Origin of the sequence: Cupriavidus sp. SW-Y-13 (assembly GCF_009793345.1) — a bacterium.
Classification (GTDB): Bacteria; Pseudomonadota; Gammaproteobacteria; order Burkholderiales; family Burkholderiaceae; genus Cupriavidus.
This window is the reverse complement of sequence record NZ_WHLX01000002.1, coordinates 715,733-732,671: the sequence shown is the minus strand read 5'-3', so window position 1 is coordinate 732,671 and position 16,939 is coordinate 715,733. Positions and strand designations below refer to the sequence as shown.

The 16,939-nt window shown below is 62.2% G+C and carries 15 protein-coding genes; 8 read left to right on the top strand and 7 right to left on the bottom strand.

Annotated elements, in window-relative coordinates:
* Positions 1-109 precede the first annotated feature (109 nt).
* Genes GA566_RS19060 through GA566_RS19045 form a run of 4 tightly spaced genes read right to left on the bottom strand, consistent with a single transcriptional unit; the run spans position 110 to position 2,712 of the window.
* Positions 110-412: an integrase core domain-containing protein gene (locus tag GA566_RS19060; protein WP_160472438.1), complete on the bottom strand. Its 303-nt coding sequence runs from the start codon at positions 410-412 to the stop codon at positions 110-112.
* Positions 396-1,772, bottom strand: a complete 1,377-nt coding sequence (locus GA566_RS19055) for an IS30 family transposase (RefSeq protein ID WP_160472234.1) — start codon at positions 1,770-1,772, stop codon at positions 396-398. The genes GA566_RS19060 and GA566_RS19055 overlap by 17 nt, the downstream gene beginning before the upstream one ends.
* Positions 1,760-2,413 carry an IS3 family transposase gene (locus GA566_RS19050; protein WP_370459326.1) on the bottom strand — a complete coding sequence of 218 codons (654 nt, stop codon included), beginning with the start codon at positions 2,411-2,413 and terminating at the stop codon, positions 1,760-1,762. Before GA566_RS19050 ends, GA566_RS19055 begins: the two co-directional genes overlap by 13 nt.
* Positions 2,410-2,712 carry a transposase gene (locus GA566_RS19045; protein ID WP_160472833.1) on the bottom strand — a complete coding sequence of 101 codons (303 nt, stop codon included), beginning with the start codon at positions 2,710-2,712 and terminating at the stop codon, positions 2,410-2,412. The genes GA566_RS19050 and GA566_RS19045 overlap by 4 nt, the downstream gene beginning before the upstream one ends.
* 252 nt (positions 2,713-2,964) lie before the next feature.
* Between GA566_RS19045 and GA566_RS19040 the strand changes: the two genes are divergently transcribed.
* From GA566_RS19040 to shc, 4 genes are all read left to right on the top strand, one after another.
* Entirely contained in the window at positions 2,965-3,189 is a 225-nt protein-coding gene (locus GA566_RS19040) for a DUF1653 domain-containing protein (protein ID WP_237380761.1), read from the top strand.
* A gap of 40 nt (positions 3,190-3,229) precedes the next feature.
* Complete coding sequence (gene selD / locus GA566_RS19035; protein WP_160473689.1) at positions 3,230-4,303, top strand: selenide, water dikinase SelD; 1,074 nt, start codon at positions 3,230-3,232, stop codon at positions 4,301-4,303.
* Complete coding sequence (gene mnmH, locus GA566_RS19030; protein ID WP_160473688.1) at positions 4,300-5,355, top strand: tRNA 2-selenouridine(34) synthase MnmH; 1,056 nt, start codon at positions 4,300-4,302, stop codon at positions 5,353-5,355. Before selD ends, mnmH begins: the two co-directional genes overlap by 4 nt.
* Before the next feature lie 153 nt (positions 5,356-5,508).
* Positions 5,509-7,599 (top strand): squalene--hopene cyclase, encoded by a 2,091-nt coding sequence (shc, locus tag GA566_RS19025; protein ID WP_160473687.1) that lies wholly within the window; start codon positions 5,509-5,511, stop codon positions 7,597-7,599.
* On the opposite strand, the gene oxlT is transcribed toward shc, so the two are convergent.
* Positions 7,514-8,833, bottom strand: coding sequence for an oxalate/formate MFS antiporter (oxlT, locus tag GA566_RS19020; protein WP_160473686.1), 1,320 nt, complete (start codon positions 8,831-8,833; stop codon positions 7,514-7,516). The genes shc and oxlT overlap by 86 nt on opposite strands.
* Positions 8,834-9,755: 922 nt before the next feature.
* On the opposite strand from oxlT, the gene GA566_RS19015 reads away from it, so the two are divergent.
* The 4 genes from GA566_RS19015 to GA566_RS19000 all read left to right on the top strand — a co-directional run bounded on the left by GA566_RS19015 (position 9,756) and on the right by GA566_RS19000 (position 14,649).
* Positions 9,756-10,286: a sigma-70 family RNA polymerase sigma factor gene (locus GA566_RS19015; protein WP_137927097.1), complete on the top strand. Its 531-nt coding sequence runs from the start codon at positions 9,756-9,758 to the stop codon at positions 10,284-10,286.
* A gap of 6 nt (positions 10,287-10,292) precedes the next feature.
* Positions 10,293-11,357, top strand: coding sequence for a FecR domain-containing protein (locus tag GA566_RS19010; RefSeq protein ID WP_160473685.1), 1,065 nt, complete (start codon positions 10,293-10,295; stop codon positions 11,355-11,357).
* Between the two features lie 105 nt (positions 11,358-11,462).
* Positions 11,463-13,889, top strand: a complete 2,427-nt coding sequence (locus GA566_RS19005) for a TonB-dependent receptor (protein ID WP_160473684.1) — start codon at positions 11,463-11,465, stop codon at positions 13,887-13,889.
* 22 nt (positions 13,890-13,911) lie between these two features.
* Positions 13,912-14,649 carry a DUF4198 domain-containing protein gene (locus tag GA566_RS19000; RefSeq protein ID WP_160473683.1) on the top strand — a complete coding sequence of 246 codons (738 nt, stop codon included), beginning with the start codon at positions 13,912-13,914 and terminating at the stop codon, positions 14,647-14,649.
* A gap of 101 nt (positions 14,650-14,750) precedes the next feature.
* On the opposite strand, the gene GA566_RS18995 is transcribed toward GA566_RS19000, so the two are convergent.
* On the bottom strand, positions 14,751-15,755 hold the full coding sequence (locus tag GA566_RS18995) for a LysR family transcriptional regulator (protein ID WP_160474660.1): 1,005 nt from the start codon (positions 15,753-15,755) through the stop codon (positions 14,751-14,753).
* A gap of 134 nt (positions 15,756-15,889) precedes the next feature.
* Positions 15,890-16,795: an AraC family transcriptional regulator gene (locus GA566_RS18990; protein ID WP_160473682.1), complete on the bottom strand. Its 906-nt coding sequence runs from the start codon at positions 16,793-16,795 to the stop codon at positions 15,890-15,892.
* Positions 16,796-16,939: the final 144 nt, after the last annotated feature.

Genomic DNA, 16,939 nt, shown 5'->3' with positions numbered 1-16,939 from the left:
GCGGGAGAGGGGTTGGGGGAGAGGGCAAGAGGCTCTGCTTGCCGACCTCATCGCAATTTGCACCGCTTGCCCTCTCCCCTGTAGTGGTCAAGTAATCTTGGACACTTTTTCAGGCAGACCTACTCTTTAAAGCCTCGTACTCGGCCGGCGGCATGTCTTGCGTCGCCGAGTGAAGCCTGCGATGGTTATAGAAGAACAACGCGTAGTCCGTGATGTCCGCCTTCGCCTCCGCGTGATTGCGGTAGGCACGGTCCCTGATGCGCTCGCCCTTGAGTGCACAGAAGAATCGCTCCACCACCGCGTTATCCCAGCAATTCCCCGCCCGGCTCATGCTTGGCGTAATGCCTTCTTTCTGCAGTTTGGCCTGGAACGACAGGCTTGAGTACTGGGCGGATTCAACCGGTCGTCGCAACACCAGATTGTTGAGCAGATTTTAGATACTCTTCCAGGGCTTCTGCGGGTGTCTTCCAACCAAGCGTCTTGCGCGGCCTAGTATTCAGTGCATTGGCAACGGCTTGGATATCTCGAGCGCTCCACCGTGATAGGTCGGTGCCTTTCGGGAAGTACTGTCGCAGGAGCCCGTTCGTGTTCTCGTTCGTGCCACGCTGCCATGGACTGTGCGGGTCGGCGAAGAATACCTGCACTCCGGATTCAACGGTAAAGCGAGCATGATCGGAGAGTTCCTTGCCACGATCCCAAGTCAATGATCGCCACAACTGGCGAGGCAAGTCCACTACAGTCCTCTTCAGTGCATTTGCCATCGTGACAGCTCCGTAGCCGGCCAGCGCAGGGCCATTCTTCGTCCTGGGGATTAGTCCGTAACCCTCCTCTCGAGGCAGGTGAACAAGCATAGTGAATCGGCTTGATCGTTCGACCAGCGTCCCGATTGCGGAGCGGTTCAGGCCGATGATCAGGTCACCTTCCCAATGCCCCGGCACAGCACGATCCTCCGCTTCTGCAGGACGGCTGGAGATCATCACATCCTCGCTAACGTGCGCCCAGGTCTTGGCTTGTGCCCGGCCTCTCGGTACGCGCAATGCCCGCCCGGTGCGCAGGCAACTGACCAGTTCGCGCTTGAGAGCGCCTCGGCCTTGGATATAGAGAGCTTGGTAAATGGCTTCGTGAGAGATGCGCATGGATTCCTCATCCGGGAAGTCAATCTGCAGCCGGTTGGAAATCTGTTCGGGCGACCAGCCATGGACCCATTTACGGTCACCTCGATGCGGTTTGTTTCTCCCTTTGAACTGCGATGGCCGAGGCCCAGAGATCTCGCCCCCATCCGAAGCACGTACCTTGCCCTCCAAACGCTCTTGCACATAGCGGCGCAGCTGCGGGTTGGCTACCAGTTTCGACGGCTTGGGTCTTTTGGCAACCAGTTCCGCCTTCCACTGTGCAACCGACGCCCGATACTCGAGCTTGCCGCCACGAGTCGCGGCGTTACGCTTCAGTTCCCGCGAGACCGTTGACGGGCTACGTCCGATCCGGCGCGCGATCTCGCGTATTCCAATGCCTTGCAGCGAAAGTAACCCAATCTCTTCTCGCTCCTGGAACGACAAGTACCTACCGGATATGGGGATCGACATAAATAGTGGCATGCCGCCACTATGCCGGAACCATCGCGTGCCTACTGCCTGCGACACGCCAACCGCCTCTGCAGCCTTCTCACTGGTAACCCCTGTCGCGATTTGCTCCCAAAATCGCCGCTCGGTCTCACGCCGATGCGATGGTGCACCTGGCGACCGCATCACTCCTCGGCCTGTCAGCTTCTGCATCCATCCCGCTGGTCGTCCCATAAACACCTCCTTGGTGAAAGGTGTTGCGACGACCGGTTGAATCCGCCCTGACTGCCCTGATCCGAATGGAACAGCAATCCATCCGTTGGCCTTCGGTTGCCGAGGGCTACGTTCAGTGCCCGTGTGACCAGGCTGGTGTCGGCGCACGCCGAGAAGGCCCAGCCGACCACTCGACGCGAGAACAGATCGATCACCACAGCGAAGTACATCCATCCCTGCTGCGTCCACACGAACGTGATATCGCCCGCCCACACCCGATTGGGTAGCGACACCATGAACTGCCGGTTCAGCCGATTCGGCGCGATTGCCGAGGATTTGCCGCCTTTCGAGTAGTAGTGGTGCCGTTTGCGCTGCACCGCCACCTGCGCTTGCTGCATCAAGCTCCTGGCCCGATGCCGCCCCACCTTGTGCCCCGCGCGGCGAAGCTCTTTAGACATGCGGCGCGTCCCATAGCTTTGACCGCATTCCTCGTGTATCTGCCTGACTTTATCCACGAGCGCCTCGCTCTGCATGTTGGGCCTGGCTCGCCGAGCCTTCCACGCATAGTAGCTACTGCGCGGCGCGCCAAGCGCCTTGCACACGACCGCCACCGGCCAGACCTTCTCCGCCTGCTCGATCACTTCGTATTGCGATCGAGTTCCTTGACGAAGAAGGTCGTGGACTTTTTTAGGATGTCACGCTCCCGTTCGAGTCGTGCCACTTGCTTCTCCAGCTCGCGGATACGCGCTTGGTCTGGCGACATGTTCGTCGGTCCAACAACCACCGGCGCTGCCTTCGGCTGCCGGTCGCCAAGCCAGCGTCTCAGCGCCGTCTCACCCACGCCGAGCGCCTTGGCCGCCTGCGTAACCGAATAGCCTTGCTCCAGTACCAGATTCACGGCGTCAGCCTTGAACTCTTCCGTAAAGCCCTTGCGTGCCATTTTTTCACCTCTCCAGTTGACTCGAAGTCTACCTTTTGAGGTGTCCAGGTTTATTGGACCACTACACCCCGCCCCTCTCCCGCTCGCGGGAGAGGGGAGCAAACCGGCAGTAGAATCCCGTCCTTCGCATTCCGCCAAGGACACCCCATGCAAAACCCCACCCTCACCACCCTCCGCGACGCCTTCGACCTCGTCTCCACCTTCACCCAGCAAACCGACCCGCAATACAAGGTCACCTCTGAAGCCCAGGCCCTGCAACTCGCCACGCACCGCCACTACAAGGGCGGTCTCTATCGGCGGCTCTTCGAATCGAAGCACAGCGAAACCGGCGATGTGTTGACGGTTTACGTCCACCTCTGGCCGCACGAGACGGGCGGCTGGGTGCGTCCTGCCGAGATGTTTCACGGCAAGCTGGCGGACGAACGCGTGCGCTTTGTGCCGTTGGAAGCAGAGTCAGCGGCGAACGAGGTAAAGTAGGCGCCTATTCGCTGACAGCCCGACCGGGCCTCCCAAGATCATGAGCAACCTGACTCCGAACGCGGACGCGGCATCGCCCGTGCGACTCACCAGTTTTTCCCATGGTGGCGGCTGCGGCTGCAAGATCGCGCCCGGTGTGTTGTCGGAAATCCTGCGTGGCAGCACTGGCATGCCGATACCGAAGGAACTGCTGGTCGGTATCGAGACGTCCGACGATGCGGCGGTCTACCAGCTCAACGACGAGCAGGCCCTGATCGCGACGACCGATTTCTTCATGCCGATCGTCGACGATCCGTTTGACTTCGGCCGCATTGCCGCCACCAATGCCATCAGCGATGTCTATGCCATGGGCGGACGTCCGATCATGGCGCTGGCGCTCGTGGCCATGCCCGTGAACCAGTTGCCCATCGACGTGATCGGCCGCGTGCTCGAAGGCGGCCAGGCCGTGTGCCGCGCCGCAGGCATCCCGATTGCGGGTGGCCATACGATCGATTCCGTCGAACCGATCTACGGGCTGGTGGTGATGGGCCTCGCGCATCCGTCGCGCATCCGTCGTAACCGCGATGCACGCGCTGGCGACGTTCTCGTGCTCGGCAAGCCGCTTGGTGTGGGCGTCATGTCCGCCGCGCTCAAGAAGGGAGCGCTTGGCGATGCCGGTTACGCGCAATTGATCGACACCACCACGCGGCTCAATACGCCAGGCATTGCGCTGGCCGAACTCGACGGCGTGCACGCGCTGACCGATGTCACCGGCTTTGGCGTGGCCGGCCATACGCTGGAACTGGCGCGCGGCGCCGGGCTGCGCGCCGTGCTCGAATGGTCTCGCCTGCCACTGCTCGACGGCATTGCCACACTGGCCGCACAGGGCCATATCACCGGTGCGTCACGCCGCAATTGGGAAGGCTACGGCGCGGATGCCACCATAGAAACCGGCCTGCCCGATATCGCGCAGGCCATCGTTACCGATCCGCAGACCAGCGGCGGGCTGCTGGTCAGTTGCGCACCACATGCCGTGGAGCAGGTGCTGGCGATCTTCCAAAAGGAAGGCTTTGCGCAGGCTGCCGTGGTGGGCCGCATGGAAGCTGGCGAACCGGGACTGACCGTTACTGCATGAAGCCGTTTGCACGCGTGGAAGATCGCCACGCCTTTGACACGATCGTTGATGCACGGACGCCCGCCGAGTTCGAGATCGACCATATTCCGGGTGCCATCAACTGCCCCGTGCTCGATAACGAGGAACGCCACATCGTCGGCACGCTCTACAAGCAGGCAGGCCCGTTCGAGGCCCGACGCGTGGGCGGTGCGATGGTGGCGGCCAACCTCGCGCGGCATTTGCGCGGCGCCTTTGCGGATCGTCCCGCCAACTGGAAACCACTGATCTATTGCTGGCGTGGCGGGCTGCGCAGCGGATCGATGACCACGTGGTTACGCATGGTCGGATGGGATGCCCAGCAAATGGCCGGTGGATACAAGTCCTGGCGACGCCATGTGATCGGCATGATCGATGCCCAGGCGCCGCTTCTACCGCTGGTAGTGATCTGCGGCGCCACGGGCAGCGCCAAGACCCGGCTGCTGCACGCCCTGGCCGCACGCGGCGAGCAGGTGCTCGACCTCGAAGGCATGGCGCGGCACAAGGGATCGCTGCTGGGCGCCCTGCCCGATATCGCGCAACCTTCGCAGACCGGTTTCGAGACGGCGCTGGGCAACGTGATCGAACAGATCGACTTCACGCGTGCGGTCTATGTGGAAGGCGAAGGCGCGCGGATCGGGCAACTGAACCTGCCTGTGCCGCTTGTGAGCCGGATGCGCGCCAGTCCTTGCATCGAAATCCAGGCGGCATGGCCGGCACGGCTCGATTACCTGCTGCAGGACTACGCCTACCTCGGCGACCGGCCCGACTGGCTCGCCGCACAGGTGGAGCGCCTGGCGCCGCTGCATGGGCGCAAGACCATTGCCGAGTGGCAGGCGCTGGCGCATGCGCACAACCTGCCCGCGCTATTCACCGAACTGGCGCTCAAACACTATGACCCGTCGTATGTGCGCTCCCAGCGCACGCATTTCCACGCGTGGGGCGAGCGAGTGACGGTGCCTGCCAACGATCTCTCCGAGGCCGGCATCGCACGGCTCGCGAACGTGATTGCCGGACTGAGAGTGGCCCGCGCATAACTTCAAGAACAGTCTGTTCCGCCACACGCGTTGCAAACAATTGGTCTGGATGGTATCGTGCGCCGCCATGAGTGAAGGCCAGCGACGTCCCGAGCAGCCGCAGTTGAAGATGCAATGGCGATGCCGACCCGCAGGCGCACGTCCAGAGCAAGCATGACCTCACAAGCCATTCCGGCGGCCGATCTTGACGCCGCCCTCGTCCGCGCGCGCGATGCGCTGCTGGCGCAGCAACACCCCGACGGCCACTGGTGTTTCGAACTCGAATCCGATGCCACCATCACGGCCGAATACGTCCTGATGATGCATTTCGTCGACGAGATCGACACCGATCTGCAGGCGCGCATGGCCCGCTACCTGCGCGCCACGCAGCGCCTGGAAGGCCATGGCGCCTGGGATCTCTACCTCGGCGGCGACGTGGACATCTCATGCAGCGTCAAGGCGTACTTTGCGCTGAAGGCGGCTGGCGATTCGCCCGACGCTCCGCACATGGTGCGCGCCCGCGAAGTCATCCTGGCACGCGGCGGCGCGGCGAAATCGAACGTCTTCACGCGGATTCTGCTGGCCACGTTCGGTGAGGTGCCCTGGCGCGCCACGCCGTTCATGCCTGTGGAGTTCATGCTGTTTCCGCGCTGGGCACCGATCCATCTGGACAAGGTGGCTTACTGGGCCCGCACGACGATGGTGCCGCTGCTGGTGCTCTGCGCCATGCGCGCACAGGCTCGCAATCCCCTCGGCATCCATATCCAGGAACTGTTCGTCACACCCCCTGAGCTGGAGCGCGAGTATTTCCCGCGCAAGCGCGGGCTCCAGGGCGCGTTCCTGAAGCTCGACCGCGTGGTGCGCCCCCTCGAACCGCTGATCCCGCGCGTCGTGCGCCGCCGCGCCATCGCCCGCGCGGTGAAGTGGAGCGAGGAGCGGATGAACGGCGAGGACGGCTTCGGCGGCATTTTCCCGCCGATGGTCTACAGCTACGAGATGATGGTGCTGATGGACTATCCCGAAGACCATCCGATGCGCCGCGATTGCCGTGACGCCTTGAAGAAGCTGATCGTGCATCGCGACGATGGCAGCGCCTACTGCCAGCCTTGCCTCTCGCCCGTGTGGGATACGGCATGGAGCCTGATGGCGCTGGAACAGGCACCCGCCAGCGAGCGAAGTGCCGCGGCCATTACCCGGGCCTACGACTGGCTCACGGAACGTCAGGTGCTCGACCAGTCCGGCGACTGGGACCAGAACGCCACGCCGGGCACCAGGCCGGGTGGCTGGGCATTCCAGTACGCCAACCCGTATTACCCCGACGTGGACGACACTGCCGTAGTGCTCGCCATGATCCACGCCCACGCACGGCGCACGAATCAGGAAGCCCGCTTCAAGCCGCACGTAGATCGCGCGATGGACTGGTCGATTGGGTTGCAGTCGAAAAACGGCGGCTTCGGCGCGTTCGACGCCAATTGCGACCGCAGCTATCTCAATGCGATTCCGTTTGCCGATCATGGCGCGCTGCTCGATCCGCCGACCGAGGATGTCTCGGGTCGCGTGCTGCTGGCGCTGGGCGTCACCAACCGTCCGCAGGACAAATCGGTGCGCGAACGCTGCATCGACTATCTGCGCCAGACGCAACAACGCGACGGCAGCTGGTGGGGCCGCTGGGGTACCAACTATATCTATGGGACGTGGAGCGTGTTGGCCGGCCTGGCGCTGTCCGGCGTGGACCGCCAGCAACCGATGGTGCGCCGCGCCGTGGAGTGGCTGCGCGCCAAGCAGCACCATGATGGCGGCTGGGGCGAAACCAACGACAGCTATATCGATCCCGCGCTCGCCGGCACGCATGTCTTCGGCAGCATGGCCGACCAGACCGCGTGGGGATTACTGGGGCAACTGGCGCTGGGCGAGCAAAAATCGGATTCGGTACGCCGTGGCGTCGAATATCTGATTCGCACGCAGCAGGCCGACGGGTTCTGGATGCACCCCTTCCATAATGCGCCGGGTTTCCCGCGAATCTTCCATTTGAAGTATCACGGTTATACAGCGTATTTTCCGCTGTGGGCGCTGGGGCGATATCGAAGGCTGGTGGTAGGGAAATCTGTTGTCTCCCAGCCGGTTTGCGCCCCTCTCCCGCGCAGCGGGAGAGGGGGGCCTGCTTCAAGCGGATTCGAGGTTAAGCCGGCACCTGCGTTCGCCCGCCCTGCTCTTCCACGAACTGCCGTTTGGACGCCGCCACGTGTCCGGCAAACACTGGCCTGAGCACCGTGAATGCCAGGAAGGCCGCAATCAGGTCCATGGTGGCCACCGTGTAGAGCACCGTGGACCACGTGCCGGTCGCTTCCATGATCAGGTTGCCGATCGGTACAAAGAGCGCGCCAATCCCCTTTGCCGTGTACAGCACGCCGTAGATCTTGCCGATGTGCTTGGTACCAAACGCATCGCCGGCCAGTGCGGAGAACAGCGAGTAGACCTCGCCCCATGCCAGGAACACCAGCCCGGACAGCAGCAGGAACGCGTAGGGGTTACTGCCGAAGTAGCCGAGCGCGATAATCCCGATCCCTTCCAGCGAGAACGCGATCACCATGGTCTTCTCGCGGCCGATGTGGTCCGAGATCCAGCCGAACAGCGGTCGCGAGATGCCGTTCATGACGCGGTCGAGCATCAGCGCCAGCGGCAGCGCAGCCATCACGAAGAAGTGCAGGTCAACCTTGAAGTCCTTGACGCCGAGGTCCTTGGCGATCACGCCCAGCTGTGCCACGGCCATCATGCCGCCGGTCACCACCAGCACGAACATCACCAGCATCAGCCAGAACAGACGGGTGCAAAGCGCTTCCTTGAGCGTGAAGTCGCGCGTCGACTGATAGATCTTGGTCGACAGCTTGACCTCCACGTTCTGCGGTGCGCGCAGGAACCAGGCTGCCACGAATGCCAGCGAACCTTGCAGCAGGCCGAAGAACAGGAACGTGTGCTGGAAGCCTTGCGACTCGATCATCGCCGCGATCGGCAGGATGGTGGCCGCCGAACCCGCGCCGTAGCCGCCAGCCGTCAGGCCCACTGCCAGGCCGCGCCGGTCCGGGAACCACTTGATCGCATTGTTGATACAGGTGGCATAAATCGACCCTACGCCCAGCCCGCCGATAACTGCGCCGAAGTAGAAGCCCATCAGCGTCGTCGCCTGCGAATTGATGACCCAGGCGGCACCGATGAACAACGCGCCGAACGCCACCATCAGCCGTGGCCCGAATTTATCGATGAAGTAGCCCTCGATAGGCGCCAGCCAGGTTTGCACCAGCACGAAAATGGTAAAGGCAATCTGGATATTGGCTCGCGACCATCCAAATTCGTCCTGGATTTCCGGTACGAAGAGCGTCCACGCGTACTGGATATTCGCCGTGGCGATCATGCAGATCACGCCAACCAGCAGCTGTTTCCAGCGGGTGCTCTCGGAAATTTGCGGCTTGGGGCTCGCAGCCCCCGTCGATGCGTACGTCATTGCACGCTCCCTTTGTTCGATTGATGGGGATTTTGGTGGGGTGTGCGTCGACGCATTGGTAACCGGCATCCACTCCTGAAAATGGTCGCAAGCATTCTCGTGTCTCCTGTGTCTTTCTTATTATGTTTTGTGGATTCTGACTTCACGTGATATCCATGCGCCGCAGCCATGATGGCATGCGGACGACCTGGCGAGGAACAAGCAGGCATGGGACCTGCCGTCAAACGGGGGGAACTTGTCTTATTCTGAATCCATCTGAAAATCCTCCTATTATTAAATCCGCTGAATGAATGACAGATTTGTAATCTTCAACGTGTCACGTCCCGTAATGTTCGCGTAATGCTGCGCCGGGATGGATATAAGGTATGTGATATACCAGAAGAGTCAAGATAAATGCACAGCAGGGTTTTCACCATCCACCTCATTAGGATTGATTCGGAAGATGAATCAATGACAGCACGTCGATTCCATTTTGAAATAATGGATTATGAATTCACAAATCCAGGACAAAAAAAAGCCCGCAGGCTAGCACAAGCGGGCAGAGGCGTGGAGCGTGACACCAGTTCGCAACACGTGCCGTATTTATAGCGGAAGTTTTGTCGAAAATAACCCCCTTCAGGGTTTTCTCTAGATTAATTTGATTACAAGTTTGTCAGAATCAAAATGGAGATACGGGAAAACCACGAATTAAGGAAGATAACTATTCGATACTCATCATGGAATGCGCAATGGATCACATTGAAAACGAAGGAAAAACTGTGTTCCCGCTACAACGTCCTGCCTTTAGTCGGATTTCGAGAAATTGACAGTCGGCACCTGCCCTGTTATTAATAACCATTCGCATTTGTATTGCGTGTCACTGCAAGGCTAGCCGGGCATCCGCTCACGGGACAGCATGTAGTAACCGATGACGGGTCAGACCATGAGTACGCCGGGCGCTACGCTGCCTTCCTTGCCTTCCACGATCGAATCCCTGTATTGCGACCACCACGCATGGCTCAAGGGTTGGCTGCACCGCCGCGTGGGCAGCGCCGATCAAGCTGCGGATCTCGCACAGGACACGTTCGTGCGCCTGCTCAATAGCGAGCGGGTGCCAGCCCAGCTCGACGAACCGCGCGCCTACCTGACCACCGTGGCCAGGAACCTGATGTCGAATCAATGGCGGCGCGAGCAACTCGAACGGGCTTACCTCGATGCACTGGCGCAGGCGCCCTATCAAGTCGAACTCTCTCCGGAAGATCGCGCGATCCTGCTGGAAACGCTGTTCGAACTGGACCAGTTGCTCGACGGTCTGGCGCCTGCCGTGCGAGAGGCCTTCCTGCTGACGCAACTCGACGGACAAACGCACGCGCAGGTAGCGGAGACCCTTGGCATTTCGATTCCCACGGTCAAGCGCTATGTGGTCAAGGGACTGCAGCAGTGCTACTTCGCCGACCTGTCCTTCGTAGGCTGAGGCGCCATGCCTACATCTTCCTGGTATCGCGCCACGGCCGATGCGGCCACGATTCCCGCAAGCGTGGCCGAGCGTGCGGTCGAATGGGTGGTGGCGTTGCAGGATGCGGATGGCGCATCGCACGTCACCGAAGCATGGCATCGCTGGCGTGCCGAACATCCTGACCATGAGCGGGCCTGGCAGCGTATCGAATCCGTCCGTAGCCGGCTGCAGCCCCTGGCATCGCCCGGCACAGCGGATATCGCCCGCAGTGCGCTGACGCACGGGCCGACCGCGCCGACCGTGCCGTCACCGCGTTCGGAAGCCCAGCGTCGCACGGCACGCCGGCATGCATTGAAGACACTCGCCACGCTGGCCTTCGCCACGGGGTTGACGGCCGCGGCGCGCGAATACACGCCGTGGCGCCAATGGTCCGCCGACTATCGCACCGGCGTAGGCGAGCGGCGCACCGTGATGCTGACCGACGGTACGCAGTTGATGCTGAATACCGATACCGCGGTCGATCTTGCTTTCACTGACGTCGAACGTCGCGTACGGCTCGTGTCCGGGGAAATCCTCGTCACCACGGCCAAGGACCCGCTCCCGACGCCGCGCCCCTTCCTCATCGAAACCGCGCAGGGCACGGCCCGCGCGCTCGGCACACGCTACTCGGTGCGCCAGCGCGAGAACGACACCGAGGTCTGCGTCTTCCAGGGCGCCGTGGAAATTCGCCCGCGCGATAACACCGCGCATCCGCATGTCATGCAGGCCGGCCTGTGCTCGGTCTTCAACCGCGAAGCCGTGGAGCAGGCTGGGCCGGCCGATACCGCGCGCATCGCCTGGGCCGAAGGGTTCATCGTGGCCCGCAGCATGCGACTGGACGATTTCATTGCCGAGCTGCGGCGCTACAGCCGCGCGAACCTGTCGTGCGACCCGTCCATTGCGGGCGTACGCGTATCCGGCTCGTTCCCGCTGGACAACCTCGACAAGGTATTGCAGACGCTGAGTTCCACGTTGTTCCTGCAGAAGGAAACCGTGACCCGGCTCTGGGGCCAGGACGAAATCCGCCTGATGCCGGGACGCCGAAGCTGACAATCCGATACTGCAAAAATAATTCCGGGAAAGCTGATCCGTTTTCAGATCTCGCGGGTCATGGAGGGTAAGCACTTCTATCCCTTCCATTCAAAAGGTCTGTCCATGGGTCCGGTCCAGGCGCGCAAGCGTGAGTCAATTCCTGTTTTTCGTCGCAAACTGCTGACCTCCCTGGTGGGCCGCATTGCGCTGGGCGCCATGGTTGGCGCTCCAATGGTGGCGATGCCGCTGGCCGCGCATGCCCAGGCAGCGCGTAACTACAGCATTCCCGCCGGTACGCTCGAAGACACGCTGAGCCGCTTCGGCCGCGATGCCGGCATCATGCTGTCCTTCAAGCCCGAAATCACCACCGGCAAGCAGAGCGCCGGCCTGAGCGGCACCTACACGCCGCGCAGCGGACTCGATACGCTGCTGGCCGGCACCGGCCTGGAGTTATCCCAGCAATCGAATGGCAGCTATCTGATCAATGGCCCGGTCAGCAGCGGGTCTGCGGACGGCACCATGCTGCCGGCAGTGACCGTCGTTGCCGCAGCCGACGGCCTGCCGCCCGCCTACGCCGGCGGCCAGGTGGCGCGCGGCGGCGGCCTGGGTGTGCTGGGTTCGGCCAATGTGCTGGACCAGCCGTTCAGCACCACCAACTACACGGCCGAGTTCCTCGACAACACGCAGGCCAAGACGCTGGCCGATGTAGTCATCAACGATTCATCGGTACGGGTGCTGACCTCGCGCGGCGGCTTTGGCGAGGATTTCCAGATCCGTGGCTATACGGTGGCCAGTGGCGACGTGGGCCTCAACGGCCTGTACGGCATGGCATCGTCGAGCCGCATGCCCGCCGCGATCATGGAGCGCGTGGAAGTGCTCAAGGGACCGGGCACGCTGATGTACGGCATCGGCCCGAGCGGCAGCATCGGCGGCGCAATCAACGCGGTCACCAAGCGCGCCGAGGACGAACCACTGACGCGACTGACCACCACCTACGAAAGCAAGTCCCTGTTCGGCGTGCAGGCCGACGTAGGCCGCCGCTTTGGCGAGAACAAGGAATGGGGCGTGCGCGTGAATGGCGTGTTCAAGGGCGGCGATACCACCCTCGACGATGGCCGCCAGAAGCTGGGCGTGGGCGCGCTGGCGCTCGACTATCGCGGCAAGAAGCTGCGCTGGACGCTGGACACGTACACCCAGCACGAAGGCACCGACAATTTCCGCTCGCAGATCGGCTTCCTGCCCAGCGTGACCTCGCTGCCCAAGGCACCTTCCGCGCACCGCAACTTCTATCCCGGCACCGAACTCTGGCTGCATGACACCGCCGTGATGTCGCGCCTCGAGTACGACATTTCGGACAACCTGACGGTCTACGCCGCTGGCGGCTATCGCGACGGCACCGCCTACCAGACGTTCCCGTCTGGCCCGGCCAATGCGCAGGGCGTGTTCAACGCGACCAATTCGTACTACGACTCGTACAGCAAGACGTCGACCGTGGACGTGGGCGCCCGTGCGAAATTCAACACGTTCGGTGTTCGCCACCTGGTGACGGCCAGCTTCGCGCGCCTGGATCAGGAACTGGGCAACGCCTACGTGCCGTCATCCACCGGCGCCATCACGTCCAGCATCTACAATCCGGTGCCACTGCCGCCGGTCGTCGGCACGCGTATCGACGCGACCAAGGCATCGGAGACGGCGCTGACCAGCTTCACGCTGACCGATACGCTGTCGATGCTCGACGATCGCCTGCTGCTGACCGGCGGCTTCCGCCACCAGCGCGTGGTGCTGGACAACTACAGCACCACCACGGGCGCGCAGACGGCCAGCTACGACCAGAGCGCCGTGTCGCCGGTTGCCGGCATCGTCGTCAAGCCGCTGCAGAACGTGTCGGTGTACGGCAACTTCACGTCGGGCCTGTCGCGCGGCGGCGTGGCGCCGGTCACGGCGTCCAATGCCGGCCAAGTGTTCCCGCCGTACAAATCGAACCAGTACGAGGCCGGCGTCAAGGCCGACTGGGGCAAGATGACCACCACGGTGTCGGTGTTCCAGATCGACCGCCCGAGCGCCGTGACGAATCCGCTGAACAACTACTACAGCTTCGACGGCGAGCAGCGCAATCGCGGCGTGGAACTGTCCGCTTATGGCGAAGCCGTGCGCGGCCTGCGCCTGATGGCCAGCGCCACGTTCTACGACGCCAAGCTCAAGAAGACGGCCGGTGGCGTGAACGATGGCAAGGATGCCAACGGCGTGCCCGACTATACGTTCAACCTGGGCGCGGACTGGGATATGCCGTGGGTGCCGGGCCTGAGCCTGAACGGCCGGATCATCCATACGTCGTCACTGTTCTTCAATGCCGCCAACACGCTGAGCATGCCGAGCTGGACGCGCTACGACATCGGTGCCCGTTATCGCACCAAGGTTATGGGGAAATCGGTCGTATTCCGTGCGAATATCGAGAATCTTTTCAACTCGAACTACTGGCTCGTGAGCGGAACGTACGCTACCGTTGCGGCACCGCGCACGGTGCTGCTGTCCGCGCAGTTCGACTTCTGATTCCACTCAACCTGAGACCGTCATGAAAACTTCCGTCAAGTTCGCCGCGCTCACCGGCGCCCTGCTCTGCCTGGCCTCCGCTGCGCAAGCCCACCAGGTCTGGATCGAACAGCCTGCCGGCCAGGGCGCCGTGCTCCGCTTCGGCGAGTTTGGCGAGAACCTGCGCGAAGTGTCGCCGGGCCTGCTCGACAAGTTCGGTGCGCCCACGGCCACGCTGATCGCCTCCAGTGGCGAGAAGACGGGCAATGGCGTGAAGACCCCCACGGGCTTCACGCTGCCGTTCACGGCCGGCGCACGCGATGCGCTGGTGGCAGAGGACGCCCGCTATCCGCTGCGCACCTTCAAGCGTGGCGACCAGGACGTCACCAGCCGCTACTACCCCGCCGCGCGCTGGATCTCGGACTTCGCGCCGCAGCAGCCGAAACTGGCGCTCGACATCGTGCCCGCCGGCCAGCCCGGCCAGTTCAAGGTGTTCTACCAGGGCAAGCCGCTGCACAAGGCCAAGGTGGCACTGGTGACGCAATCCGGCTGGGCCAAGGAAGCGCACGCCGACGAACAGGGCCTGGTCACCTTCGACATGCCGTGGAAAGGCGTCTACGTGGCGGAAGTCGGCCACACCGACGCCACGCCCGGCGAACGCCAGGGTGCCAACGGTGTGGAGACATTCACGACCGTCAGCTACGTGACCTCGGCCACGTACGTAAAGCGCGATGGCATCGAAGCCCTGCCGGCAGGTCCGGCCGCTACGCCGAACAAGTAATCGGGACGGACGACGGCGCGGATGCGTCGTCGGGCATAGTAGGGAATTGGTAGAACTGGGGCCGCTCGCTATTGAGCGGCCTTTTTTATTGCTTCGTTCTCTCAAGCATCCAGCCCCACCCCACCAAACGAGAATCGCGGAAACTCCGCGACCATGAAGTCGACGAAGACCCGCGTGCGAACTGGAAGATGGCGGCGGCTCTGGTAGCAGATGTAATGACCGAGGTCGTTGGGTAGTCCGTCAGCCAGCGTCACCACCAGTTCGTTGGCCGCAAGATGGTCGGCAATCTGGAAATCGGCGAGTTGGGCAACGCCCCATCCCTGCAGCACCGTGTGCAGCACCATATCCGAGTTGTTGACGGTGAATCGGGATTTCGGTGCATGTTTGCGGATGCGGCCATCGATCTGGAATTCCCATTCGGGGGGACGGCCATTGTTCAAGCGATGGCTGATGCACTGATGCCGGGCCAGTTCCTCCAGCGTCCGTGGCAGACCATGCCTGTCTACGTAGGATGGTGCCGCGCAGACTGCCCTGCGCATCGGCCCGAGCCGTCTGGCGATGATGCTGGAATCCTCGATGCGTCCGCTGCGGAAGCCCACATCGATATCGTCCACCGAGTGGTCCATGGGTCCGTCGTCCAGCACCAGATGAATGGAGATATCGGGATATTCGTGCGAGAACTTTTCCAGCAACGGTGCCAATACCTTTCGCCCAAAACATGCCGGTGTCCCGATCTTGATCAGGCCGGTGGGCGGCCCCTGGCGCAGTTCCAGCATTTCGTTCATCGCCTCCGCCATTTGTGCAATGCCTTGATGGCAGTTATCGAAGAAGCGGCGTCCCTCGTGGGTCAGATGCGTGTTGCGCGTGGTGCGAATCAGCAGCCGGGTACACAGTTGGGTTTCCAGCTTCTGCACGTTGCGGCTGATGGCCGAGCGGCTGATGCCGAGTCGTTCGCCTGCCTTGGCAAAACTACCTTCCGTCGCCACGGCCATGAACGCCATGATGCCGGTGTAGCTCGCGCCAAAGCTCGCGGACAGTGCGTCGGCGCGACGCAAAGGCACCCTGCTATTGCTATGCGCCAATATCAGCGAGGATTCCGTTGCCATACCCATCGTTTTCTTCTCCACGCGCCAGTACGCTCTGCGCGTGACATTCTTCCACGATGGAAATGGGCGGGATGTGCCATCCTTGCGCATCCGTATGCCGATCTTGCTGTCGATGTGGCAGCCGAACGCTCACGCTACTCCCGGCCGGGATATTGGCCGGGCGTGTAGCCCGTGGCCTTGCGGAAGGCGCGCGTGAACGTGGCCTGCGAGGAGAAATTCAGCTCCACCGCAATTTCCAGCAGCGATAACTGGCCCAGCCGCAGCAGCGCCTTGGCGCGTTCGATGCGAAGATCGGTGACATACCGGTAAGGCGATTTACCCGTAGCCGCCTTGAAAGCACGGACAAAATGGAAACGGCTCAGGCAGGCAATACCCGCCAGATCCTCCAGTCGAATATCGCCTTCCAGATTTGCCCGGATATAGTCCACGACACGCCGCATGCGGTGTTGCGCCAGATCGACGCCCATCTCCAGTCCCCGCATGCGCAATGCGGCGACATTCGCGCGCCGGTGCAGCATCCGCACGGCCAGACTGCCCGCCAGGCTTTCGATCAATAGATCGCCGCCGGGCGTTGCCTCGCGCAGTTCGGCCAGGATGACCAGTCCGATCTGCGCGATCAGCGGGTCTTCGAATCCCCGATCGAAATAGAACGTATTGGCTTCGCCGCCGGCAACGCTGTCCCCCAGGGCTTCCGCCGTAAACAAGGCGGGATCGAGGTACAGATGGAGCATGCCGGGCAACAACGTAGAAATCGACACCTCGTCTTCCTGCACGCCTTCCGGGCAAAGCCACACCGTGCCTCGCTTGGCGAGCGTACGATCCACGATGCCGTAGCCGGTGCGCGTTACCACCGCCGATGTACTGCCGTGCGGATCGATCACCAGTTCGTTGATCGGCAATCCGGCATTGCGTGTGATGATGCCCCCGCTATGGTCGCGGACTTCGGCCAGGAGTCCGGACCAGGCGCGCTCCGCCGATGACAGTACGAGCGTCGCTTCGTTATATTTTTCGCGGAACTGGAACGGGGATGGATTGTGCATCGGACGCGTATCGGGAGGGCTCCGGAAGTTTAACCTGATTACCCCGTGGCTTCCGACGGCGTTCCTTCGGAAGCACATTTCTAGGTGTTTTCCGGATTATCCGCAATAATCGCGGGCATTCGTTTCGAATAAGCGCGCCGAAGA

Bases quoted from the DNA above. Each gene is read 5' to 3' on its own strand.
- GA566_RS19055 (WP_160472234.1), bottom strand. From the start codon at position 1,772: ATGCAGAAGCTGACAGGCCGAGGAGTGATGCGGTCGCCAGGTGCACCA.
- GA566_RS19045 (WP_160472833.1), bottom strand. From the start codon at position 2,712: ATGGCACGCAAGGGCTTTACGGAAGAGTTCAAGGCTGACGCCGTGAAT.
- selD (WP_160473689.1), top strand. From the start codon at position 3,230: ATGAGCAACCTGACTCCGAACGCGGACGCGGCATCGCCCGTGCGACTC.
- mnmH (WP_160473688.1), top strand. From the start codon at position 4,300: ATGAAGCCGTTTGCACGCGTGGAAGATCGCCACGCCTTTGACACGATC.
- shc (WP_160473687.1), top strand. From the start codon at position 5,509: ATGACCTCACAAGCCATTCCGGCGGCCGATCTTGACGCCGCCCTCGTC.
- oxlT (WP_160473686.1), bottom strand. From the start codon at position 8,833: ATGACGTACGCATCGACGGGGGCTGCGAGCCCCAAGCCGCAAATTTCC.
- GA566_RS19015 (WP_137927097.1), top strand. From the start codon at position 9,756: ATGAGTACGCCGGGCGCTACGCTGCCTTCCTTGCCTTCCACGATCGAA.
- GA566_RS19010 (WP_160473685.1), top strand. From the start codon at position 10,293: ATGCCTACATCTTCCTGGTATCGCGCCACGGCCGATGCGGCCACGATT.
- GA566_RS19005 (WP_160473684.1), top strand. From the start codon at position 11,463: ATGGGTCCGGTCCAGGCGCGCAAGCGTGAGTCAATTCCTGTTTTTCGT.
- GA566_RS19000 (WP_160473683.1), top strand. From the start codon at position 13,912: ATGAAAACTTCCGTCAAGTTCGCCGCGCTCACCGGCGCCCTGCTCTGC.
- GA566_RS18995 (WP_160474660.1), bottom strand. From the start codon at position 15,755: ATGGCAACGGAATCCTCGCTGATATTGGCGCATAGCAATAGCAGGGTG.
- GA566_RS18990 (WP_160473682.1), bottom strand. From the start codon at position 16,795: ATGCACAATCCATCCCCGTTCCAGTTCCGCGAAAAATATAACGAAGCG.